This is a genomic window from Mesorhizobium sp. M0968, assembly GCF_040319065.1.
Classification (GTDB): Bacteria; Pseudomonadota; Alphaproteobacteria; order Rhizobiales; family Rhizobiaceae; genus Mesorhizobium.
In genome coordinates this window covers 22,159-45,837 of record NZ_JAMYNL010000013.1, presented here as the reverse complement: position 1 = coordinate 45,837, position 23,679 = coordinate 22,159, and the positions used below count along the sequence as shown (strand labels likewise).

The window sequence follows — 23,679 nt, the reverse complement described above, 5'->3', positions numbered from 1 at the left end:
TTGCGACTTCAGAGATCAAGGACGACATCACCCGTTGGCCGGGAGCAGCAGATCAACGTGTTGCCGGCCGCGGGTGGATCGATTGGATCGGGCTGGTACTCGACCGTTCCAGTCACAAGCCCGGTCTCGCAAGTGTGACAGACACCCGTGCGGCACGACCATCGGGTGGGGACGTCGCACGCTTCAGCAAGTTCAAGCAGGCTCTGAAAACTCGAACCCCAATGGACGCTCAAGCCACTCCGCGCGAACGAAACGAGAGGTCCCGCACTGGAAGGTTCGTCAGGTAAATGCGGCGGCCGGCTTGGAGAGGTAGCAATGCCCGGGGTAATCGCGGGACTTGGGCCGAACAGCTCCGTGTGGATTTGGTCCGCGGTGACACCCCAGGCTGCAAGGCCTGCGCTCAGGTCGCCCATAAAGGCCGACGGCCCGCAAATATAGAAGTTGGCATGGCGAGGCCCGTCCAGTTCTCGGAGTACCTCGATGTCCAAATGTCCGGCGGCATCGAAATCGACACCTTGCCTATCCTCGCGATCGGGCGAGCTGAAGCTTACATGGCTGTGACTGTGAGGCAGGGCTTTGAGCAAGTCTCGGACCTCTTGGGCAAAAGGGTGCTCGTGGCCACACCGGGCTCCGTGGAGCCACCACACTTCCCGGGTCGAGTTCTCGGCCGCCAATGCATGAAGCATCGCGATGATGGGAGTCGCACCCACCCCAGCACTTAGAAGCACGATTGGTCCATCGTTGGACCGAAGCGTGAAGCTGCCACGTGGGGCGCTAACGTCCAGCATGTCGCCGATCTCGACCTTGTCGTCGATGTAGGCACTCGCCAGACCATGCAGTTCCCGCTTGACACTTATTCGGTAGTATTGCTCACCAGGTTTACTCGACAAAGAATAACTGCGCATCAGTGCCGGAGCATCGGTCGCCATCTGTAGGCGCAGCACGACAAACTGGCCTGGAAGAGCTGCAGTGAGGCGAGAGTCATCAACGGTTTCCAGCACCAGCGACATCACACTGCTGCTCTCGCGGATCTTGTGCATCACGCGCAGCGGGCGAAATCCCGCCCACGCACTAGGCGGTCCGGACGCTGGATCAAGCCCGGCATTTCCGGTCGTCGCACCGTTACTTTTGTTTTGTAAGAGTAGAGCCTGGAAGGATCCTTGCCAGCCAGTGCTCAGCGCCGGGATGCGCAGCGCCCGTTCAAGCTGGCGGCGAGGGTGACCGGGCAAGTATAGCAGCGCATTGACCTCTGACACTGTCATGCGCTCAGGGCCTATCCCCACCTGGACGATCTCATCTCCAGCCTCGACTTGACCTTCTTCCAGCACGCGCAGATAGAAGCCGGGTCTGCCCCGTGCAACCAGCAGCGCGGCCATGCGCGGCTCGTTCATGCGAATACCGACTCGGTAGCAGGTGACGCGGGGTTGGGTCACTTCGAACAAGGCGCTCCCGATCCGGTAGCGATCACCTATGCATACGTCCTGATCCGGCAGGCCATCGACCGTGAAATTCTCGCCAAACTGCCCGTAGGTGAAGTCATTGCGGCCCAGCTCGCTTTGCCAAAAGCGATAGGATTCCCATTGATACACCAATACCGCCCGTTGTTCGCCGCCGTGCCCCGCCACGTCTCCTTGCCCATCGCCATCGACGTTGAGCCGGCGTACCTGACGTGGGCCTTGAACTGGCGTTTTCCAAACCGCGGTGTCGACGGTCTTTCCTCGCCATGGAATGCCACGCGGCAAGCCCACATTGACGGACAGCAAACGAGCCATCACTCGGTCCTTTCAGCCAGCCAATGCCAGCGAGTTCACGCAGCGACCCCTCAACCAGGGATTCTGACATTCCGACCCGCCACCAGAGAATAGCATTGCAGGGGCCATCGAGACGAGTGACACCAAAGTATCGATGATACCATCGTGCCATATATTCTTTTTCTGCCTGCTGGCAATACTTTCGAACTGAGGTCTATTTGATAGATATGCGTGTGGGCTCTTGCTTTTTGGTGAAGGCTGTTCTGACGCGTGTCACGCTATTTTGGACCTTGTGTCGCGAATTTGATGCAGAGGAGCCTATGACGATGTCACATCATTATTCAGGTCCCAACTTCGGCTTCCCGCAGGCAGACGCGCGGCTGGATCTCACCGATCTGTATGCCTTTCCGAAACCGGGGGACGCGGGGAAGTCGATCCTGATCATGAATGTGCATCCGTCCTCTACGGTAATCCATCCGGAGCCTACCACTAACGAACCGTTCTCGCCTGACGGCCTTTATGAGATCAAAATTGACACCAATGGCGATGCGGTCGCCGATATCGCGTATCGAGTCCGCGTTTCAGCTTTACCAGGAGCGATGCAGACTGCCACGGTACGGCGGGTTGAGGGCATACTAGCCGCTGGGACAGACGACGGTGGAGAGGTTGTCTTTCTGGAGGCTCCGGTGTCGACGGGCAGGGATGCGCAAGTGGCCGAGGCCGGCGACTATCGTTTTTTCGCGGGTTGGCGAAGCGAAGCATTTTTCTTTGATACCTTGGGTGCCATAAATGATCTGCATTTCACTGGTGCTGATTTCTTCTGTGACAAAAACGTCTGCAGCATCGTTCTGGAAGTGCCCAACTCCGCGTTGGGGACCAAACCGGTTGGTCTGTGGGCACGCACGCTGGACAAGCAAAGTGAGGGTTGGGTGCAGGTCGAACGGGGTGCGCGCCCCCAGCAGGCAGTATTCCTGCCCGGTGAGCAGCAAGAGGCTTATCTCGCCGGCGAACCTGCAGATGACGCCCGGTTTGTCGCAGTGTTCGCACACGCGCTTGAGCACACTGGTGGATATCTACCGGATGAAGCCGAGCGTGTGGCAAGGACATTGTTGCCGGATATCATGCCCTATGACTCGAGCCGGCCTGCGTCCTTTCCCGAAAATGGCAGGACACTGACGGACGATACGGCGGACGCTTTCATGGCCATCCTTACGAACGGCAAGTTGGCGGGGGACGGAGTTGGGGCGCATAGCGATCTGCTTGCCGAGTTCCCCTACCTAGGGCCGCCGCATGGCGCCTACGGTTGATCGCATCCCATCTCACATCGGCGCAGACCTGCTCCTTTTGCGGGCAGATGCGGGACTATTTATCTTAAAAGGAGAGTACGATGCGATTGATCCCAACCTGCATAGCTCTAACCGCAGCCTTTGTGATGCCGGCCTCGGCGCATTCGGGTATCGGTTCGGCCGTTTCCTTCGCGGCCGGCGTCGCTCATCCGCTAGGTGGCCTCGATCATATTGCCGCCATGGTGGCAGTTGGCGTGTGGGCCGCCGTCAAGGGTAACCGCGCGCTCTGGGCGTGGCCGCTGACTTTTGTCGCAGTTATGCTGATTGGCGGCGTGCTCGGCCTGGTACAGATCGCTTTGCCCTTTGTCGAACCCGGCATTCTGGCCTCAGTCGTCGTGCTGGGGCTCATGGTGGGGTTGGCGGTGAACCCGCCTTTATGGGTCGGCGCCGCGATCATCGGCCTTTTTGCGCTACTGCATGGACATGCTCACGGAGCCGAGGTCGCCCATACCGTGAACGGGCTGGAGTACGTCGCGGGTTTTGCGCTCGCCACCGCCACGTTGCATGCCGTCGGCATCGGTTTGGCACTTACTTTGCAACGCTTGGCGCCGGGTCCGGTCAATCGTCTTGTTGGCGCGACTTGTATGGCCGTCGGCCTCGGATTGTGCACGGGCGTTCTTTGAGTCCGGACCCGCGGTGTTTTCGCCATTCGGTTGGATTGTTCTTGGTGATGTTGCAGGCAGGCCTTCAGAAGGCAAGCCGTGGCGACTGAGCGTGCGGAGGAATGGAATGTCAGATCCAGACGCAGATCAAAATGTGTTTACCGTGCGGGGAGATGTTGTTCAGGGACGTTTAGCCTCGCAGATGTCGAGAGCCGGTATCGTCCATGACCTAGGGAATCTCATTCAGGTCGCCCTATCCGCGTTGAATCACCTGGGCCGCGACCCGAATATCGCAACGACTCCGGGCGTGGGGTTTGTAATTGGTGGCGCCAAAACCGCTTTGGAACGAGCGGGTTGCCTTGTTAGGCAGACCATCAGGACAGCCGGAGAAATCCAAGGGGAAATTGCGTATGCGAACGTGGGGGTTTGCTTGGCGGACCTACATTCCGTTATTCGCAGCGCTTGGGACGCAAACATCCATCTCGAGATTCGGGTCGCCTCCGACCTACCTTTGGTACGGTGCGATCGGGTTGGATTGCAAAATGCGGTCCTCAACCTTCTGTTCAACGCGCGCGATGCAATGCCTGACGGTGGTTTGATTTCAGTTAGCGCCTCAGAATCGGAGAACTCCAGCCAGGTGGACATTCGTGTTGAAGACCGCGGTATTGGAATGACCAGCGACACCATGATGCGGGCATTTGATCTCTTCTTCACGACGAAAGGCGAAGGCCTCGGTGGCGTTGGATTGCCGATGGTGAAACGTTTCGTCGAAGATTCCGGAGGGAGTATCGATCTTAAGAGTACGCTTGGGTCAGGCACGACAGTGACGTTGAAATTGCCCGCGATGCATTAGGGGCGTGAAGGTAGAGGGCGTGTGACCGGTCGCCCATTCAGTTGGTGGTTTGTTGGCAAAGCTCGATGGCTTCGACGCTAGGATGTGAGGTGCAACTGTGAAGGCGCGATCCGAATCAGACGGCGTCGCCCAACTGAGTGGGGTGCGCTCCGAAGGAGCGGTGGCAGCGGAGCGCGAGATCCCTCCGCAGACAGAGCGATCTTTAATAGCTCGGTTTCCGGCCTCATTTTTTGCCATCGGCCTTGGGACAAGTTCTTTCGCCGTCATGTGGCAGGTTGCGCATCAACTGTGGACAGTTCCCGACGGAATTGTTCTGGCGGTGGTCATAGTGGCAACGTGCCTATGGGCAGCCCTCTTGACGTTCTATGGATTGAAGTTGTGGTTCGCGCCGGTCGCGGTGCGAGCAGAACTCGCGGATCCCGTTCAGAACTGCTTTCCTGGTCTAGCGGGAATCGGCATGATGCTAACCGCAGTGAGTGTATTGCCGTTCAGCGCGGCGATCTCGACCATACTCCTGTGCATCGGCGGGGCAGTGGCGGTCGGATTTGGTCTTTGGCATTCGCAATTGATCTGGAAATCGGCAATCGCTCTGTCTGACGCGACGCCAGCCTTGTACTTGCCTGTTGCCGCCGGGTCGTTCGTCCTCAGCATTGGCCTATCGACATTTGGACATTCTGAATGGGCGCAACTAGCGTTGGGTGCGGGCCTGCTTTCGTGGCTCACAATCGATTCCGTGTTGTTCTATCGGCTCTATTTTGGCGAGCCGCTTCGAGAACAGATTCGGTCGACCCTGGGGGTCCAGCTCGCCCCTCCGGCGGTCTGCTCGCTCGCTTATACTAACTTGTCAGGTACCCCAGGAGACGTATTTGTCCACTGTCTTATCGGCTACGCAATGCTGCAGGCAGTTATCGTCGGCGGCGTTCTCCCGCGGATTGTCCGCCGTTTTTCTGCCGGTCTTTGGAGCGTAAGCTTCGGCGCCACAGCGTTGGCAACAACGATTGAAAAACTCGCCATCCGTGGCGACACCGGTTTGGCGACCGCCTTGGCTCTTCCATTTTTTGCTGCCGCAAACGTGCTAATTGCGTGGCTAACCGTTAAAACGATCATATTGGCTATGACCGGCTCATTACTTCCCGCGCCTCTAGGCGGGCAAGCGGGGCGATAGTAGACTGCAATCGCCCTCCGGTGGTGTCGAACAAGCAGACGCGATTGGCCTGCAACCGCAGCCAGATCGTTTCGTCGGGTTGCACGTTGATCCGCTCGTGAAACATAGTCACCACGGTCTGTCCTCCGACGCTCGCGGTCACGTGCGTTTCCGGGCCGAGTGGCTCAACGACAATGACCTGGGCCGGGATACCCGAACCTGGCGGTGCGATAGTGAAACATTCCGGTCTGATACCGTAAACCGCTTCCATGCCGGATGGCCTTGAAACGCTGTCGGGCAGCGGCAGTATGGCGCCTCCATCGGCCATGAAAACGGGCCGGCCGTTGGCGCTTCCGAAGTGGCCTTTCAGCAGGTTCATGGACGGTGAGCCGATGAATTCGGCAACGAACATGCTCTGCGGGTCGTCATAGAGATCGAGCGGCCGGCCGATCTGTTCGATACGGCCTCCATTCATCACCACAATCCGATCAGCCATGGTCATGGCTTCGACTTGGTCATGGGTCACGTAGACAATGGTCGTGGCAAGCCTGCGGTGCAGGCTCTTGATTTCGGCGCGCATGGCGACGCGCAGCTTTGCATCGAGATTGGAGAGCGGCTCGTCGAACAGGAAGACCTGCGGTTTGCGAACGATTGATCGACCCATGGCCACGCGCTGGCGCTGGCCGCCCGACAGCTGGCGCGGATAGCGATCGAGAAGCGGCGTCAGTCCCAGTATCTCAGCAGCTTCCGCTACGCGCCTCTGCTTCACATCTTTTGGTGCGCCGGCCAGCGTCAGCGAAAACGCCATGTTCTCCGCCACTGTCATATGCGGATAGAGCGCGTAATTCTGGAACACCATGGAGATGTCGCGTTGCTTCGGAGGCAGATCATTGACGACCTGCCCGCCGATGCCGATCGTTCCGCCGGTGATGTTTTCCAGACCCGCGATCATCCGCAGAAGCGTCGATTTACCGCAACCGGACGGGCCGACGAGCACCATGAACTCGCCGTCGTGGATGTCGACAGAGACGCCATGAAGCACCTCGACCGAACCATATGCCTTGCGCGCTTTATCGATCGCAACGTTCGCCATCAGGCCGCTCCGACGCGGATTTCATTGCACGATAAGGCGCCTTCATGTACGAGCAAGCCGATGCCGCCGTCGTGCAAAGCGTGCGGACTTCTGTCTTCCGCAAACAGCGAACTGCCGTCGGCGTCGAAGGTAATGCGATCGCCCTTGGCCGCCACTTTCATCGATATAGGCTTCTCGAATACGGTGTTGAAGCTGGTTTCAGCGAGCACCTCGGTGTCCTCGTCGCGGACGCGAACGATCTGCATCTTGCCGTCGCGGGTGACGCGGGCGCCATAATAGCGGCGTAGACCCTGCGCCCGGATTGCCAGACCGCCATAATTGCCGAGATGCATCATCACATCGCCCGACGCCTGGTAATCGGTCCACTGGCGCGTGCCATGAATGATGATGCCTTCGCCGTTGTTCTGCGATATCCGGAATGCGGCGGGATAACGCTTGGAGAAGAAATCTGCGCCGTTGACCCAGGACATCCGCCAGAAATCGCCGTCACCAGCCGGGCGTTTCAGCGTCAGTTCAGGCGTACCATCCCACCTGACAAAGTCGACAAGCAAGCGACCATCCGCGCGCTTGCCGGTGCTGGAAATCGACAGGCCGAGCTCGGCGATAGGCTGGCCGCCGGTATCCGGGAGAACCCATTCGAGAACGGCCTCCTTGCCCGGCTCGATGATCTCCGGGGAGCCGTCGACATTGCGCAATTCGTCGTGCTCGTCGTAGACGCGCGCCCGCAGTCCTACCGCGACGGCACCGCGGTTCTTTTGATCGGCAATGATGCGAGCGCGCACGACTTGACCGGAATAGACGAGCGGCGTCGCCATCAGGTCGTAGGTACGCATGTTAAGCATTTCGCGCGGCGAGAAGGTCGGACTGGTCACCACCGCGACCTGCGTGGGCCCCAACGCGTCATAGTCGATTGTGAGAGCACGGCTGCCCTCGAACTCCGCGTTGCCGACGCGCACCGCGTGGCTGACGGCAAGACCGGTCTGCGGCCTGAAGCCCTGCTGGCTGCCGGACAGCGAGAAATGGAACTGCGCGCCAGCCTTCGGAGCGTCGAGCTTTCGCCTGCCGCCCAACTGCAGGCCCAGATTGGTGAGGAAATAGGCCTGGCGGACCGCGTCGTTGATTGAGTTGCCGCCGTCGGCGGACGAGATCAGCATGCGGTCGGCGATCGGCCCGCGCCAGTCGGGGCCCTCTTCCAGCCCTTCGAGTCCGTTCATGATGCCGAGCAAGCAACCGACATTGCCGGCATTGCAATCAGTATCCCAGCCCGACGTGTTGACGATCATCTGGGCCTTCTGGAAATCCTGCGGCGCGTAAAGCACGGCCATGATCATAAGCGCGTGGTTCGGCACGACATGACAGTTGCCGGGATATTTGTCGTAGCCATAGTGATGCTCGATCTTCTCACGGGTGTCGCGCCAATCCGGATGCGCCTTGTGCCAGGCCCGGATATCTCCGATCAGCTTGGCGATCAGGCAGTCCTGGGGTATCTGGCTCAGGCCGGTATCGATCAGATGGTCGATGTCCGAGGAGCCGAAGGCCTCGGCCTCCATAGCTGCCCAGAGCATGGCGGCGTAAACGGATTCGCCATCATGGCTGACCTTGCCGGCCTGTTCGGCGAGCCTTGCGGCAAGTTCGGGCTGGCGCGGCGCGACCATGGCCCAGCCGTCGATGAATATCTGCGCGCCGATCTGCTCGGCAACGGCCTGACCGTTGGTTTCAATCGAGCCGGACTGCGGGGCGGGCACACCCTTCCTGAGATTCAGCCAGGCGGTATGTTCGGTGGAATTGCCGTTGCCGCCCCACCACAGGATCGCGCGTTCTTCGACGATGTAGTTGAGCCAGGCCTTGCCGATTTCCTCGGCCGAAAGGCTTGCCTTGATACCATAGTCTTCCAGCGCGCGAATGAATGTGAAGGTGCCCGCGACATCGTCGTCCGTGACGACGAGCGGCTGGTTCAGGCGCTCATGCACGTAGTATTCAATCGGGCCTAGCTCTGCCATTATCTTCTGGTACGTCCAGCCCTCGAAAGGGCGGCCGAGATAGACCCCCACCAGCTTGCCGAGGACGCCGGCATAGACGCGTTCGAGATAGTCGTTGGGAAACTGCATCGTTCACTCCACAATTCGAAACGGGATCAGCCCTTCACCGAGCCGCCGGCCATGCCCTCGATGAAGCGCTTCTGCATGAAGACGAAGAGCAGGACGACGGGTACGACGATGATGAGGGCAGCGGCCATGATCTCGCCCCAGTCGGAACTGTATTGGCCGGAGAGCAGATAAAAGGCGATGACAGCGGTGACGTTTTCCTGCTTCTGCAGGAAGGTCGTCGCTATCAAGAACTCGTTCCACGAATTGAGGCCGATGATGAGCGCCACCGTGAGGATGCCGGGCGAGACGATCGGCAGCATTACCCGCGAAAAAACCTGCCACGAGGTGGCGCCATCGACGATCGCGGCTTCCTCGAGTTCCTTTGGAACGGCGATGAAGTAGGTCCTCAGCAGCATCACCGCGAAGGGGCTATAGAGTGCGGTATAGATCAGCGCGACTCCGAAAATATTGTTGATCAGGCCAAGCTTGGCGAAGCCGAAATAGAGCGGAAAGATGTAGAGCTGGATGGGCGCCGTCGTCGTCGCCAGCAGGTAGAAGGTGAAGATCTTCCACGACTTGAGCTTGCGTCGAGCCAGAACATAGGCGGTTAGCGACGAGGTCGAGCAGACCAAGACGATCGTCGTGCCGCTGACGACAAGGGAGTTCACGAAGGTCTTCGAAAACTTCGCGTGGTTCCATGCATTGACGAAATTCTCCCAACGGATCGGGTCCGGCAGACCGAGCGGGTTCTCCACGATCTGAGCAGCCGGCTTCAGGGAATTGAGCACCAGAAGCGCGATCGGGAACAGAGCGATGAAGGCGAACAGGCCAAGAAGCGCATAGGAAACCGTCAGCGTCAGGCGGCTTTCGACAAGCCTCATTGCTCGCCCTCCCGCGTCTGGATACGGACGTAGAAGAAGGTGCCAGCCAGCCCGAACAGACTGATGACAAGGGCTGCGGCTGCGGCCTGCCCGACATTCAGGTCGTAGAAGGCCTTGCGGTAGGCGAGGGTGGACAGGAGCTCGCTCGAAAATGCCGGGCCGCCCTGGGTCATGATGTAGACGAAGTCGAAGGCGAGGAACGACCAGATCACCGTCATGATCATCATGAGCGTTATCGTCGGCCGAATGCCGGGCAGCAGCACGTAGCGCATCATCTGGAAATAGGTGGCGCCCTCGAGCCGTGCGGCCTCGATCTGCTCCTGCGGCACCTGGCGGAGCGCGGCGAAGAAGATGACACAAAGAAAGCCCCACCAGTGCCAGAGATCGACCGTCGCGACGCCGAACAGCGCCAGCGGCGGTTGCGTCAGCGGATTGGGGACCGGCATGCCATATCTCTTGAGGACGCCGAAGACCCCGGTAACTGGGCTATAGATCATGCCTTGCCAGACGCGCGCGGTGATGGCGGTGGCGATGACCACAGGAAGGAAATAGACGATCTGGAAGACGTTGCTGCCGCGGCGCACGATCAGCAGCATCGATGCGGCAGCGAGGCCCATGACGATCGGCACGGTGAGGAAGACGGCCGTCCAGACGATGTTGTTGCCGAGCGCCGACCAGAAGACACGATCCGCAGCCAAGGCCCGGAAATTGTCGAGGCCTGCAAAAGTCGGCGCCGAGATGCCATCCCAATTGCAGAAGGCGAGAGCGACTGTCAAAAGTGCCGGAACCAGCACGATGACGACATTGATGATCATCGTCGGGACAATGTAGAGCCGATGCATGGAATTCCTCCGGGGGAGGGCGACGCATGCCGCGCCGCCCTCAGCGGTGTGTCAGGCGCGGGCCGGAATTGCAGGCACCTTGCCCGCGTCCTTTTCCTGCTTGAACGTTTCGTCGAGTTTCTTGAGAAAGTCGGCGGATGAGGCTTTCTTGAGCCAAACCTCTTCCATGCCGCTGACCAGATAGGTGTCGGTCGCGGGTGGCAGGAAAGTCCACGTCGTATAGCCATATTTGCCCGCACCGACGGCGGCGGACAGCTTCTTCATGGCTTCCGTATAGAGCGGCAGAACCTTGTCTGACAGCTTCACCTTGGAGAGATCCGCAAGCGGCAGGTTCCATTCGCCTTGCCAGACCGAGTTCATCTTGATGTAGAAGTCGTCCTGGAACATGTAGTCGAGTACAGCGGCCGCACCGTCCGGATTTTCCGACTTGGCATTGATCGAAAGCGTCGAGCCGATGCCGAGCGGAAAGATGGGATCGCCGGACGCGCTGGGAAAGCCGACAAAACCCGGTTCGGCATTGTTGTCAGGGAAATAGGGCTTGACGTTGGTGAAGCTCCAGGTGCCCGTAGGCGCCATGCCTGCCTGGCCGGTGGCAATCTGCGCAAAGGCCTGTTCGGAGGTCAGCGAGAAGTAGTTATCGCCATAATAGCCCTTGTCCCACCACTCGGCCAGCTTGTCGATTGCCGCGACGAAGGCCGGATCCGTCCATTGAATGGCTCCGGTCAATGCCTTGTGGACGGTTTCCGGCCCAGCGATCGAGTTGATGGCAATCGATACATGCCATTCGTTCGCCGGACGCCAATCGGCATTGCCGGCGCCGAACGGCACGAGGCCCTTTCCCTTCATTTCATCGGCGAGGGCTTCAAGTTCTGCAATCGTCGTAGGTGCTTTCCAGTTGTTCTTCGCGAACAGCGTTTTGTTGTAGAACAGCCCAAGCGTCTCGTAGGTCTTGGCGAGCGCGTAGAGCTTGCCCTCGTAGCGGCCGAGATCGAGGAACAGAGGCAGCAGCCGTTCGTTCCAGCCGTATTTCTTGGCATAGTCGTCGAGTGACAGGAGTTGTCCAGCCTGCGCCATGGCAGCGACATAACTTGGGCCCGCGGTGAAGACGACGTCGGGTCCGGTGCCCGAGAGCATGGCGACACGAAGCTGCTTGTCGAGATCGGAGCCGCGGAAGTCGATGCTCAGGAGCTCTTCCGGATGGGCCGCGTTGAATGGGTCTACAAGCAGAGTCTTGAGATTGTCCTGATTTTCCGGCGATGCCGATTCATACCAGAACGTCACGGGATTTTGGTCGGCCGAATAGGCGACACGCGGCAGGAGCGGCAGGGTTGCCAGACCAAGTCCGGCTTTCAGAATTGTACGGCGTTGCATGGTTTTCCTCCCAGTTGGTCAGACGGCCAGTGTCTAGATAGCTCGTGTCGAGCCTCGTTGGATCAGTTCGAAGGGCATTTCCAGCGCAGTCCCCGCACCGGTCTTCGTGCCGCGAAGCCGCTCCATTAGCGTCTGTGCCGCGCGCGCGCCCATTTGCCATTGAAACTGTGCAACGGTGGTCAGCGGCGGCGTGACCAGCTTCGCTGCAGGAATATCATCGAAGCCGACGACGGCGATCTCTCTGGGTATCTCGATGGCGCGCTCGCGCAGCGCCTGCATGACGCCGACGGCCATAAGGTCATTGGCGGCGAATATCGCGGTGGGCTGAAACGTGCTCGCAAGTATCGCTTCAGCGGCGCGTGTGCCGCCGATCTCCGAGAATTCCTCGTCAATGATCACATGGTCCGGATATCCTGCCCTGGCGAGGGCCGAGCGATAACCATCGATGCGAGTGGCTTGGGGTCCACCGCGGCCGGCTACCATGGCGATACGCTTGTGGCCCTGGCCGATCAGATGCTCCGTGACCGCAAGCGCCGCGGCCCAGCTGTCGACATAGATGTCGTCGACGACGATCTCGCCGCCGCGCTTCTTGGAAGACTCGATCCGGACCACCGGAACCCCTGCTTCGACCAAGGGGCTGAAATCGCTGGCACGCAAAGTGAAGAAGACACCGATCACGCCATCGACCCGACCCTGACGGGCCCAATCGAGGAAGTGCCGCTCGCGTTCGGGTGTGCCATCGGTGTTGACAGCGATGACGTCGTAACTCAGGCCGTCCGTCACCGATTGGATGCCACGGATCAGCGATGGATAGAAAGGATTTGTGATGTCCGGAACAATGCAGGCGATGGTCATCGAACGGCTGGTCTTCAACGCCTGCGCAAAGCGGTTGGGAACGTAGCCCAGTTCCTTGGCAGTCTTGGTGATGCGTGCCCAGGTCTCCGCTGGGATCGAAGGAGCGCTGCCGCCCCCCAGCACCATGGAAACCGCGGCCTGCGAGACCCCCGCCGCCCTGGCCACATCCTTCTGCGTCGCTCTGCCGCTTACCATCAGTTATCCGGTGATACGTATTACTGATACGTATCACTATCAGCTTTGGATTCAGTGTCAAGAGCTTCGCGGCAGCTGCGCTCGGTCCGGGGGCGAAGCCGTTAGACATCATTCTGGCCATGAGCGGCTCCTGCTGCCGGCAGGCTGGCTGATCGACACCATGGAGCCCGCATCTTCAATGCAGACAGCGATGCGCACGATAGGGCACCAGAGGATGAAATTCTCAAAAATTCGACGGCGACCTGAGCAGGTTGCCAAAAGATGTTTGGGGTCTCATCGCCGTCAAGACCGGGTGACTGCAGCTCGCTCGTGGGGCCTTGATTGGATGCAATCGTCGAGGCTCCGCCAGCGCATCTATACCTTCGTCTGATTGGATCATAACGCGGCATTTCGTAATCTAAAATGCCGAGAAAACGCCCGTGCAGCGTGTAGAGGGACCGAGACCATGACGCAACAATTGAGCAAGACAACCCGTCCGGATCGCTTCCTTCGCACTCCGACAGATCTGGGCTCCGACGCGACCCGCGACATCGCCGCCGGCCTCGCCGGCCTTCTTGCTGATGTGTTCGCCCTGTATCTCAAGACCAAGAACTTCCACTGGCACATGAGCGGTCCAAGTTTCCGGGACTATCACCTTTTGCTCGACGAGCATGCGGACCAGGTCTTTGCTATGACCGATGCGATCGCCGAGCGCGCGCGCAAGATCGGCGGAACCACGATCCGTTCAATCTCCGATATTGCAGGACGCCAACGCATCCTTGACAACAATGCCGACTATGTCGCCCCGCAGGACATGCTCGCCGAGCTTCACGGCGACAACAAGCAATTGGTGGCTGAACTGCGTCGCATCCATGAGCTGTGCGATAGCTATTCGGACATTGCCACTGCGAGCCTGGTCGAAGTGTGGATCGACGAAAGCGAACGGCGCAGCTGGTTTCTTTACGAAATTTGCCGTGTCTGAGCGGAAAAGCGGGGCAGGGCCGACGAGAGTCCGCAGGCAGCACCGGCAGATCGCGCCTTCGGTGATCACGCAACTCCTCCAACTGAGCGGCAAGGGGGTCGCGTGAAGACAGTATGCTGACTGGCGGTCGGGTGGCATCGATCCGCATCGAGTGTCCAGGCCGGCACCGACTCAAACTCATTGTGTCGGATGAGGGTTCTAGGAAACGGCTCGGACCGCGTCGCTGGCATAACGTTCCCGATGGGCCGCAGCTTCGAAACCCTACCAGATGCTCTTGTAATCCGAACGACGACCCGCCAAGCCGGCTTTCTTGGCAAATCGTGGCATGGTTGCCGCGCAAGCAATTTGGACATGTTCGCCACTGCGGTTTTCCTATCTGGTGAACGCTGCCATGTCTCCGGGCATGCGAGGCCAATTTCGAGGCCCGCAGTGGCTCCAATACCTTCGGACAGCTCTTCACATCTGCGTGACTAGACTACTGTCACTGTTGCCACGCTAACTCAGCGCGGATCGCAGACATGAGGCTCTTAATGAAGGGAAAGCCACTTCCAAGGCGGTCATTGCGTCCTGAAACGGCCAAGGCCGGATCGAAGCTCGTCTCTGTAGGAAGCCACTCAAGGTGACGCCGATTAGATTGACGGTAGGCGGCACTTGATTTGCGGATTTTCGCGGGTCAATTTCTCTCTCCGAGCACGGGCTCATTCTCCTACCAGCAAGAATCTTGATGGCTGAGGATTCCGAGTACGCACTGGAGCCGCTACGCGAAGGGGCGGAGTTCACGCTCTACCGCGGCAGAGAGCACGGCAACCGGATCCTAGCGGTAGCGGTCGCGGCTGAGCAACCATCGTTTCAGAGTCTGCAGCGGCTCGAACACGAATACTCGTTGGCGAGCGAACTTGATCCAGCGTGGGCGGCTCGACCCCTCGCGATGATTCGTCAACAAGGGCGGATGCTCCTCATTCTTGAGGACCCAGGTGGTGAACCGCTGGATCAGACAGTTGAGCAACAGAAGGGACGCCCGATCGACCTGCTCCGCTTCCTGCATATAGCCATCGGTCTGGTAGCAGCGCTTGGTCAAGTCCACAGGCAAGGCCTCATCCATCGGGATATTAAGCCGGCGAACGCACTTGTGGATGATTTCGGTCGCGTATGGCTTACCGGCTTTGGGGTCGCGTCCCGGCTCCCCCGCCAGCGTCAGTCGCCTGAAGCGCCCGAATTTATCGCCGGATCACTCCCGTACATGGCTCCCGAACAGACCGGACGGATGAACCGTTCTATCGACTCTCGGAGTGATCTCTATTCTCTGGGTATCACGCTGTACGAAATCTTGACCGGCCGGCTGCCGTTCACCGCTTCAGATCCGATGGAGTGGGTTCACTGCCATATTGCGAGGCTCGCCGACTCGCCCAGCGAGAGGGTAAGCCAAATTCCGCAGGTGCTGTCGTCAATCGTGATGAAGCTTCTCCTGAAGACCGCGGAGGAACGCTATCAGACCGCCGGGGGCGTCGAGGCTGACCTGCGCCGCTGTCTGATGGAATGGCAGCTGCATGGTCGCATTGAACCCTTCCCGCTGGCGGCGCATGACACATCGGGCCAGTTGATGATCCCGGAACAGCTCTATGGGCGGGAACGTGAGATCGACTCTCTGCTTGCGTCCTTTGATCGCGTCTTGGCCGAAGGCATCTCGGAACTCGTGCTGATATCCGGCTATTCCGGCGTCGGCAAATCCTCCGTGGTAAGCGAATTGCATAAGGTCCTTGTCCCGTCGCGCGGACTTTTCGCAGCAGGCAAGTTCGATCAATACAAGCGGGATATCCCATACTCAACCCTCGCACAGGCCTTCCAAACTCTGGTCCGGCAGATTCTCGTCAAGAGCGAAGCGGAGGTGGACCAATGGCGGCGTGTCTTGACTGAGGCGGTTGGATCGCACGGACAGCTGATCGTCAACCTCGTTCCCGAAGTCGAGTTCATCATCGGGAAACAGCCGGCCGTTTCCGACCTGCCACCCCAAGAAGCGCAGAATCTATTTAAGTTGGTGTTCCGCCGCTTCCTTGGTGCGTTCGCCAAGCCGGATCATCCGCTCGTCTTGTTCCTCGATGATCTGCAGTGGCTGGATACGGCCACGCTCGACCTCATCGAGCATTTAATCACGCACCCGGAAGTGCGGCACCTTCTACTGGTTGGCGCCTATCGGGATGACGAGGTCGGTCCCGCTCACCTGCTTTTTCGAACGCTGGATGCAATCAAAAAGGCAAATGCGAGGGTGGGTGAGATAATGTTGGCTTCCCTCGGTCTCAACGATGTCGGTCAGCTTACCGCGAGTGCGATGCAGTGTGACATCGAGCGCGCGTGGCCTTTGTCGCAGCTCGTTCAGGAAAAAACTGGCGGAAATCCATTCTTTGCAATCCAATTCTTGATGGAGTTGGCCGACGAGGGTTTGCTGGTGTTTGACCCCGTTGCGCAAGTCTGGCGTTGGGAACTCGATCGTATCCATGCGAAGGGCTATACCGACAATGTGGTGGATCTCATGGTGGAAAAGCTGAAGCGGCTTTCTCCGCCCACCCTGGAAGTGCTGAAACAACTCGCCTGTATAGGCCACGTCGCCCACATAGCCACCCTAACTCTGGTACAAAATGGACCAGAGGAAGCAATGCACGCGACGCTCCGGGAAGCCGTCTACACTGGTCTCATCGATCAGCTGGACGGCGCATACAGGTTCCTGCATGATCGAATTCAACAGGCGGTTTATTCGCTCATTCCCGACGAGCTCCGCGTTGACACCCACCTACTCATCGGCCGCAAGCTGCTGGCGAACATGTCGGGTGATCAGGTTGCCGAGCATCTCTTCAATGTCGTCGGTCAGCTCAATCGAGGCGCTGGACTGCTGACCGACCCGCTGGAGAAAGCCCAGCTGGCGACGCTCAACCTGCGGGCCGGGAGAAAGGCCAAAGCGTCGGCTGCCTATGCGTCTGCTGGCGTGTATCTAGCGGCCGGACTGGCCATGCTCGACGAAAAAAGCTGGGACAGCCAGTACGAGCTAACGTTCAGCCTCTGGTTCGAACGTGCAGAGTGCAATTTTTTGATCGGCGATTTCGAAGAAACCGAGCAATTGTTGGTGGATTTGTCGCAACGCGCGGCGTCCAAAGTCGATCTTGCAATCACCTACCGTCTGAAAGTCCTGCTCTATACTCTGAAATCGGAAAACGCCCAAGCAGTCGACAGCGCACTCTCCTGCCTGCGACTGTTCGGCATTGACGTCGCGGCGCATCCAACACTGGCGCAGGTCCAGGCCGAATACGAGATGGTCTGGCAGACCCTCGGCGGGCGCCCGATCGAAAGCTTGATTGACCTGCCAATGATGACAGATCCAGAAATGCTGGCCGCGATGGACGTGCTGTCAGTGCTCCTCTCCCCAGCTTATCATACTGACTTCCATTTGTGGTGTTTGCTCGCGTGCCGGATGGGGAAGGTGACCATGGAGCACGGAACAAGCGGCGCATCCGCCCATGGCTATGCCGATCTTGGCCAAATCCTCGGACCAGTATTTCGCCGTTACAGCGAAGGTTATCGATTCACCGAGCTCGCCTGCGAACTTGTCGATAAGCACAGCTTCGTCGCGTACCGCGGGAAGGCCTACCATGCGAAAGGAGTAGTCGCCGTCTGGACACAACCGATCGCAACCTCGACAGATCTTCTGCGAACGGCCTTTCGCATAGCAAGCGATACCGGTGATCTGACCGTCGCCTGCTACTGCATGGACAAGTCGATCACCAACTCTCTGATGCGGAGCGATCCGCTCGACGCGGTCTGGCGCGAGGCGGAAATGGGCCTGGACTTTGTCCGGAAAGCTCGGTTCCATGACGTCGCTAACGTAATCGTGGCTCAGCAACACTTCATTGCGACCATGCAAGGCCGTACCTTAACCTTCTCCACGTTCAGTGATGCGCAGTTTGACGAAGCGAACTTCGAAGCGCAAATCACTGCTGATGGCACGGCCACGGCGGCGTGCCTATACTGGATCCTCAAGTTACAAGCCCGGTTCTTGTCGGGCGACTACGTCGAGGCGCTCACGTCAGCCGAGAAGGCGAAAGAACTGCTTTGGGCAGCACCCGTTCATTTCCAGCGTCTCGACTATTTCTACTACACCGCGCTGACGATGTCCGCACTCTATGAGAACGCCTCCGCCGGCGAGAAGCGAGGATGGCATAATGTCTTGGCGCTGCATCTGGAGCAACTGAGCGAGTGGACAGAAAATTATCCACCGACTTTCGGTGACAAGCATGCCCTGCTGGCTGCGGAGATCGCCCGTGTTGAAGGACGGGACGCCGCGGCCATGCAGCTTTACGAGCAGGCTATTTGCTCGGCTCGCGACCAAGGTTTCGTGCAGAACGAGGGCTTGGCCTGTGAGTTGGCGGCCAGATTTTACAACGCGCGCGGCTCCGAGACATCCGCCAATGCCCATCTGCGCAAGGCCCAGCGCTGCTATCTCCGCTGGGGCGCACACGGCAAGGCGGCGCAGCTCGATCGGCTTTATCCGCACCTGGCAGCTCCGGAAGGGCAACGTGATGCCGTTGGCTCACCGGTTCAACATCTGGATGCTGCGAGTGTCGTAGTAGCCTGTCAGGCTTTGTCCAGTGAGATCGAGTTGCCTAGATTGATCGAGCGGCTGATGAAGACCTTGATCGAGAACGCAGGCGCGGATCGCGGCCTTTTGATCCTGCCCTCAGGGAATGAATATTTGATCCAAGCGGAGGCGCGAGCGACCGCAGATCAGATCGACGTCATGATGCGTCAAGAACCGATCACCCCGATTACCTGTCCAGAATCCCTCGTCCGCTACGTCATCCGTACACGGGAAAGCGTGATTCTCGATGATGCCTCCAAACCTAACCTGTTCTCCGTTGATGACTATCTGCGCCACCGACAATCGAAGTCGATCCTCTGCGTGCCGCTCATCAAACAAGGGGAGTTGACCGGAATTCTCCTCCTTGAAAATGCGCTGACTTCACACGCGTTCACACCGTCCCGAATTACTGTGCTGGAACTGCTGGCCGCGCAAGCAGCGATCTCGCTTGAGAACACACGCCTCTATAGCGATCTCCAAGAACGAGAGGCGAAGGTTCGACGCCTTGTCGACTCCAATATCATCGGAATATGTATCTTTGATCTTGACGGTCCCATCCTGGAGGCTAACGAGGCCTTTCTCCATATCGTGGGGTATAGCCGTGAAGATGTTATTTCCGGCAGCCTGCGCTGGACCTCCTTGACTCCGGCCGAATGGAGGGGAGCCGACGAACGCGCCTTGGCGGATATGGCTTCTACTGGAACCTGCAGACCTTACGAAAAGGACCTTCTTCGGAGTGACAACAAGCTGGTGCCCGTGCTTGTGGGTGGGGCCACCTTCGACGAACTCCGACATCAGGGCGTGGCCTTCGTCTTGGACCTGACGGAGCGAAAACGCGCCGAGGCAGAGGTGGTGCACGCCAACCGCGTGGCGACGATGGGCCAACTCGCCGCGTCCATTGTCCACGAAGTCAATCAACCTATCGCTGCCACGCTTATGAATGCTGGAACCGCGATGCGCTTGCTCGGCCGTCAGCCGCCAAATTTGGAAGGGGTCAAGCACGCGATCGACCGGATTATCAGGGATGGTAAGCGAACCGGTGACATTGTGAGCCGGATTCGTGACTTCTCCAAGAATGCGCCGGCTCGAAAGGAAGACTTGGAAATCAACGAAGCAATTTTGGAAATTGCGGCTCTAGCCCGTATTCCGATGTCAGAGAAAGGGGTCTTTCAGAAGATGCAACTGGCAGAGGGCCTGCCGCTCATTTTTGGGGACAGAGTCCAGTTGCAACAGGTGATCCTGAACTTGATCATGAACGCCATTGAAGCCATGAGCGAGATTGAGCAGGGATTGCGCGAATTGACGATCAGGACCAGCAAGGCTGAGTCAGGCGGCGTCCTTCTCTCGGTAAGTGATACGGGCCCGGGTCTGTCTCAGGCTAACCCAGAGAGCATCTTTGAGGCGTTTTACACGACCAAGTCCAACGGTTTGGGGATGGGATTGCCGATCTGTCGCTCGATCGTGGACGCGCATGGTGGCAGGCTCTGGGCAACGCCGAACAAACCTCATGGCGCCGTGTTTTCCGTGATGCTGCCAATTGGGGAAAAACGGCTTGAAGATCGGCGTGCACCAAACACCATTCAGTGACGGTCTCCTCTTAATTCAAGGCGATCGACTTCTGTTGCAACAGGAAACGCGATTCGCGACCGGCTTCGCCACGCCCGGCTCGACGCATCGTTCTTGGCCGCAGCGAAAGCGCCAGCTTCGCAGCAACTTGCAAGCTGCTGGCACAAAACCTGCCGGTGCATCGCCTCGGCCTCGCCAACGCGCTGGTCAGCACCGGACATCCTTGCGGCCAGCAGCAGTTGGGACGTATCAAACGCTCCGCGCCGCCCCCACGGATCCGGCGGATAGCATCTAGATCCTCGGTGTAAAGCGGCAGGTCGGCGATCTCGACTTCCTGGCAATAGCGTCGATCCGATGGATGCTATCACGCAGATGACGCAGGGCCGGCGAGGGCTCGAGCGCGCGCCGCGACGACCGGACAGCTCTTCCGGCGGCTTGCACCACGTGCAGCGGTTCTCCTATCCAGCAAGACAGGTCCGGCCACATTCCGAGCGAGGCGATGGGCCGTGGCCATGTGGTAGCGCTCGTTTTCATCAGGGCAGACGTCGGCTGGCCAGCATGTCGAGCGAAACCTGCCAGAGGCGAGCCGCCTTCTTCGGATCGAGCGCGTAGTCGGCGACACCACGGCGAACCCACGGGTGGTGTGGACCGGCTTCGTTGCAGTCCTCAAAATAGCGCCCCGAGACGCCGTTGACGAGCGGCGAGGTTGCCAGGAAGACCGATGTGGCGGCGCCCTGTTCGACGGTCTTCCAGGAGACGCCGGTGCTGGCCGGCTCGAAACTCACTGGCCCGACGGTAGGCGCGTCCATAAAGCGGGTCAAGCGGGTGCCGAGGATGCGGCCCGGATTGAGGGCGTTCACTGTGATACCGTCGGCCGCCCAGCGTCGCACCGCCTCTACCGCGAAGAGAATGTTGGCGGTCTTCGATTGGCTGTAGGCCGCCCAGGAGTCGTAGGGGCGCCGTTCGAAGTTGATGTCGTCGAAGTCTACCTCGCCGTTGACGTGGCCCACCGAACTAACCACCACCACGCGTGCGCAGGAGGTGCTCCGCAAGAAATCGTGGAGTCCGATCGCTAGGGCGAAGTGGCCGAGATGGTTGGTAGCAAACTGCAATTCCCAGCCTTCTCGCGTCCGCCGCTCGGGTGAGGCCATGATGCCGGCGTTATTGACCAAGATGTGGAGAGGGCCGCGCCACCCCGACACGAAGGCAGCCACGGAGACCTGGTCGGCGAGATCCAGTCCGACCACTGGCACATCACGGTTGCCCGTGGTCGCCGTGATATCCTCCGCGACCCGTTGACCTGCGTCGATATCCCTGACCGCGAGCGTTACCTCCGCGCCGACGCCCGCGAGCGCGCGGGCGGTCTCGACCCCGATCCCGGACGAGGCCCCGGTTATAACTGCGCGCTTGCCCCGTAGGTCAATACCCTGGATCACCTCAACTGCCGTCGACTGCGCGCCAAACCGACTGGTGATCCGGCCTACGATTGGGTGGGCTTCGATGGTGGGGAAGTCTGGATCGGTCATTGCAAACTCCAGTCTATCCGACCGCGGACCAGCCGCGAGGGCCGTCGAATGCGTCGGGGAATGGATTCCTGCACTGGCAGGCTCTCGATGAGGCCGCGAAAAATCGTCTGGTGCTATCCGTAAACTTCTTCGCATAAGCGCCCGGCATACTCCGTAAGCGTCGCCTTCAAGGTGATGCAGGACACGCGGTCGACGATGCTCCGATCCGCGGGACACCACTATTTTGCGTCGGCCGCCGCATCCTCAATTAGCGCGGCAACCTCATGGGGACGGGAGACCATCACCACGTGTGAGGCTCCCGCGATGACCACGACCTTCCGGGCATGGGCGCGCTCAGCCATGAACGCCATCGCGGCGGGCGGGATGTTGCGGTCTGCGGCACCGTAAATCCACCAAGATGGGATTGTCTTCCAGGCCGCGCGAACCGCCCGATCGGCCAGGGCGGCCTGCGTCACCGGCCGCTGCGCCGCAGCCATTAATCGTGCGTCAGCCGTCGGAACGTCAGCTGCAAACTGCTCCGGGAACTTGTCCTGCTGGATATATAGGTCCTGCTCGCCAGTTGGCAGGTTGATCGGGGGCGCCAGCGTCGCCCCGAGCGTGCTCCCCGGAAACTTGCCGGTCAGTCCGAGACTACTCTCACCGATGTCGGGCGCGAACCCTGCCACATAGACGAGCGCCTTCACCTTGCTCTGCTCGTCCGCCACTGCGGAGATCACCGCCCCACCATAGGAATGCCCGACGAGGACCACCGGCCCTTCTACGGAAGCAACCACGCTTGCCACCTGGGTCGCATCACCACCTAGACTGCGCAACGGATTAGCCGCCGCGATCACCGCGAACCCGTCGCGGGTCAGCTCCGCGACTACTCCATTCCAACTAGCGGACTCTGCGAAGGCGCCGTGAACAAGGACGATCGTCGGCTTTCGGTCGCCGGCCAGAGCCGCCGCCGCCGTAAGGTTCAACGCCGCAACGATCGCAATGGTCTTCATAAAAGTTTTCATAGTGGATTCTCCAACAATATCCGGATGAAGTAGAGCCGTGCTGCGAACCCAAATCCACTAGACCAAGGTGTCGCCGATACCTTCGTCTCCAATGATCGCTACGACTGTGACGCGGCCCGCCAGGCGCCGGCCGTCCGCCGTGAACAAAAAACTGTCCTCTTCCGACCACCGGATAAGCAATTCGTGCAGAGTCTAAGGCGCACCAGAGTTCACGGGCACGAAGCCTCCGTCATCAGACAGTTGAGCGGAACATGCTCGGCGTCGCTAGCTGCTTGCGGTGTTCGGGTCAATTACGCCGCCCTCAATGAGTCCGCACTGGGCCGTCGCTGTCATGCAGAGACGAACACGTCGGGGAACAATCCGGCGACTCCTGCGGCGATGTGACGGATCGCGTCTCGATCTCAACTGATCAATTCTCGACCGTGCGCCCCGGCGGACGAGTTGGCACCTGCATTATTCCATCGACGATTGCGCCTCGGGCTCCGCTTCACGACTACACCTCCGATGCCGGGGGACCGGAGGCATCTGACGAATTCGCCGGCGTCCTGATCATCGGACAGCGGCTTCAACGATGGCGACATCTTCTTCGGCCGTGCCGCCGCTGACGCCAACACCCGCGTAGACTTTGCCGTCGTCGTCGACGAGGGGGATGCCGCCACCCATGGGGCAGAAGCGCCCGCCGCCCACCGTGGGCAGCGCATACAGCGATTGCCCCGGCTGCACGAGCGGCAGGATGTCAGCCGTGCGCAGGCGCACGAGGGCCGAGGTGTACGCCTTTCGCTCGGAAATCTCGAGCGCGAAGACAGGCGCGCCGTTCATCCGGTGCTGGAGCACCAGATTGCCGTGGACGTCGATGATGCATACTGCGACGGGAACCTCGGCCTTTGTCGCTTCTGCCTCCACACGTTCGGCTAGCGCCTTCGCTTTCATGAGCAGATCCATAGGGCTCTTCCTTCTTTTGGGGGGGGACGGCGTCGCCAT

16 protein-coding genes are annotated in these 23,679 nt (G+C 59.5%); 6 read left to right on the top strand and 10 right to left on the bottom strand.

Annotated elements, in window-relative coordinates:
• Nucleotides 1–8 precede the first annotated feature (8 nt).
• Nucleotides 9–1,772, bottom strand: a complete 1,764-nt coding sequence (locus NKH67_RS21335; protein WP_352502323.1) for an MOSC domain-containing protein — start codon at nt 1,770–1,772, stop codon at nt 9–11.
• 305 nt (nt 1,773–2,077) lie between these two features.
• Here NKH67_RS21335 and NKH67_RS21330 point away from each other — a divergent pair, with 305 nt between their 5' ends.
• From NKH67_RS21330 to NKH67_RS21315, 4 genes are all read left to right on the top strand, one after another.
• Nucleotides 2,078–3,058, top strand: a complete 981-nt coding sequence (locus NKH67_RS21330; RefSeq protein WP_352502324.1) for a DUF4331 family protein — start codon at nt 2,078–2,080, stop codon at nt 3,056–3,058.
• 80 nt (nt 3,059–3,138) lie between these two features.
• Nucleotides 3,139–3,720 (top strand): HupE/UreJ family protein, encoded by a 582-nt coding sequence (locus tag NKH67_RS21325; protein ID WP_352502325.1) that lies wholly within the window; start codon nt 3,139–3,141, stop codon nt 3,718–3,720.
• Between the two features lie 106 nt (nt 3,721–3,826).
• Nucleotides 3,827–4,552 carry a sensor histidine kinase gene (locus tag NKH67_RS21320; protein ID WP_352502326.1) on the top strand — a complete coding sequence of 242 codons (726 nt, stop codon included), beginning with the start codon at nt 3,827–3,829 and terminating at the stop codon, nt 4,550–4,552.
• Nucleotides 4,553–4,649: 97 nt separating this feature from the next.
• Nucleotides 4,650–5,717, top strand: coding sequence for an SLAC1 family transporter (locus NKH67_RS21315; RefSeq protein WP_353031783.1), 1,068 nt, complete (start codon nt 4,650–4,652; stop codon nt 5,715–5,717).
• Here the strand turns inward: NKH67_RS21315 and NKH67_RS21310 are convergent.
• From NKH67_RS21310 to NKH67_RS21285, 6 genes are read right to left on the bottom strand one after another with little or no spacing between them, the layout of a single operon-like run.
• Nucleotides 5,665–6,789 (bottom strand): ABC transporter ATP-binding protein, encoded by a 1,125-nt coding sequence (locus NKH67_RS21310; RefSeq protein WP_352502328.1) that lies wholly within the window; start codon nt 6,787–6,789, stop codon nt 5,665–5,667. The genes NKH67_RS21315 and NKH67_RS21310 overlap by 53 nt on opposite strands.
• The gene (locus tag NKH67_RS21305) at nt 6,789–8,897 is read right to left on the bottom strand and encodes an ADP-ribosylglycohydrolase family protein (protein ID WP_352502329.1); all 2,109 of its coding nucleotides are present in this window, start codon (nt 8,895–8,897) and stop codon (nt 6,789–6,791) included. The genes NKH67_RS21310 and NKH67_RS21305 overlap by 1 nt, the downstream gene beginning before the upstream one ends.
• A gap of 26 nt (nt 8,898–8,923) precedes the next feature.
• Nucleotides 8,924–9,757, bottom strand: a complete 834-nt coding sequence (locus NKH67_RS21300) for a carbohydrate ABC transporter permease (protein ID WP_027027102.1) — start codon at nt 9,755–9,757, stop codon at nt 8,924–8,926.
• Nucleotides 9,754–10,599, bottom strand: a complete 846-nt coding sequence (locus NKH67_RS21295) for a carbohydrate ABC transporter permease (RefSeq protein WP_027027101.1) — start codon at nt 10,597–10,599, stop codon at nt 9,754–9,756. Before NKH67_RS21295 ends, NKH67_RS21300 begins: the two co-directional genes overlap by 4 nt.
• A 51-nt stretch (nt 10,600–10,650) precedes the next feature.
• On the bottom strand, nt 10,651–11,970 hold the full coding sequence (locus NKH67_RS21290; protein WP_352502330.1) for an ABC transporter substrate-binding protein: 1,320 nt from the start codon (nt 11,968–11,970) through the stop codon (nt 10,651–10,653).
• Nucleotides 11,971–12,003: 33 nt separating this feature from the next.
• Nucleotides 12,004–13,020: a LacI family DNA-binding transcriptional regulator gene (locus NKH67_RS21285; protein WP_352502331.1), complete on the bottom strand. Its 1,017-nt coding sequence runs from the start codon at nt 13,018–13,020 to the stop codon at nt 12,004–12,006.
• A gap of 445 nt (nt 13,021–13,465) precedes the next feature.
• On the opposite strand from NKH67_RS21285, the gene NKH67_RS21280 reads away from it, so the two are divergent.
• Nucleotides 13,466–13,981 (top strand): Dps family protein, encoded by a 516-nt coding sequence (locus NKH67_RS21280; RefSeq protein ID WP_352502332.1) that lies wholly within the window; start codon nt 13,466–13,468, stop codon nt 13,979–13,981.
• A 724-nt stretch (nt 13,982–14,705) separates the two neighbouring features.
• The gene (locus NKH67_RS21275; protein WP_352502333.1) at nt 14,706–20,192 is read left to right on the top strand and encodes an AAA family ATPase; all 5,487 of its coding nucleotides are present in this window, start codon (nt 14,706–14,708) and stop codon (nt 20,190–20,192) included.
• Between the two features lie 512 nt (nt 20,193–20,704).
• On the opposite strand, the gene NKH67_RS21270 is transcribed toward NKH67_RS21275, so the two are convergent.
• The 3 genes from NKH67_RS21270 to NKH67_RS21260 all read right to left on the bottom strand — a co-directional run bounded on the left by NKH67_RS21270 (nt 20,705) and on the right by NKH67_RS21260 (nt 23,640).
• Nucleotides 20,705–21,697: an SDR family NAD(P)-dependent oxidoreductase gene (locus NKH67_RS21270; RefSeq protein ID WP_352502334.1), complete on the bottom strand. Its 993-nt coding sequence runs from the start codon at nt 21,695–21,697 to the stop codon at nt 20,705–20,707.
• Nucleotides 21,698–21,915: 218 nt separating this feature from the next.
• Complete coding sequence (locus NKH67_RS21265; protein ID WP_352502335.1) at nt 21,916–22,698, bottom strand: alpha/beta fold hydrolase; 783 nt, start codon at nt 22,696–22,698, stop codon at nt 21,916–21,918.
• Between the two features lie 549 nt (nt 22,699–23,247).
• Nucleotides 23,248–23,640 (bottom strand): GlcG/HbpS family heme-binding protein, encoded by a 393-nt coding sequence (locus NKH67_RS21260; RefSeq protein ID WP_352502336.1) that lies wholly within the window; start codon nt 23,638–23,640, stop codon nt 23,248–23,250.
• Nucleotides 23,641–23,679: the final 39 nt, after the last annotated feature.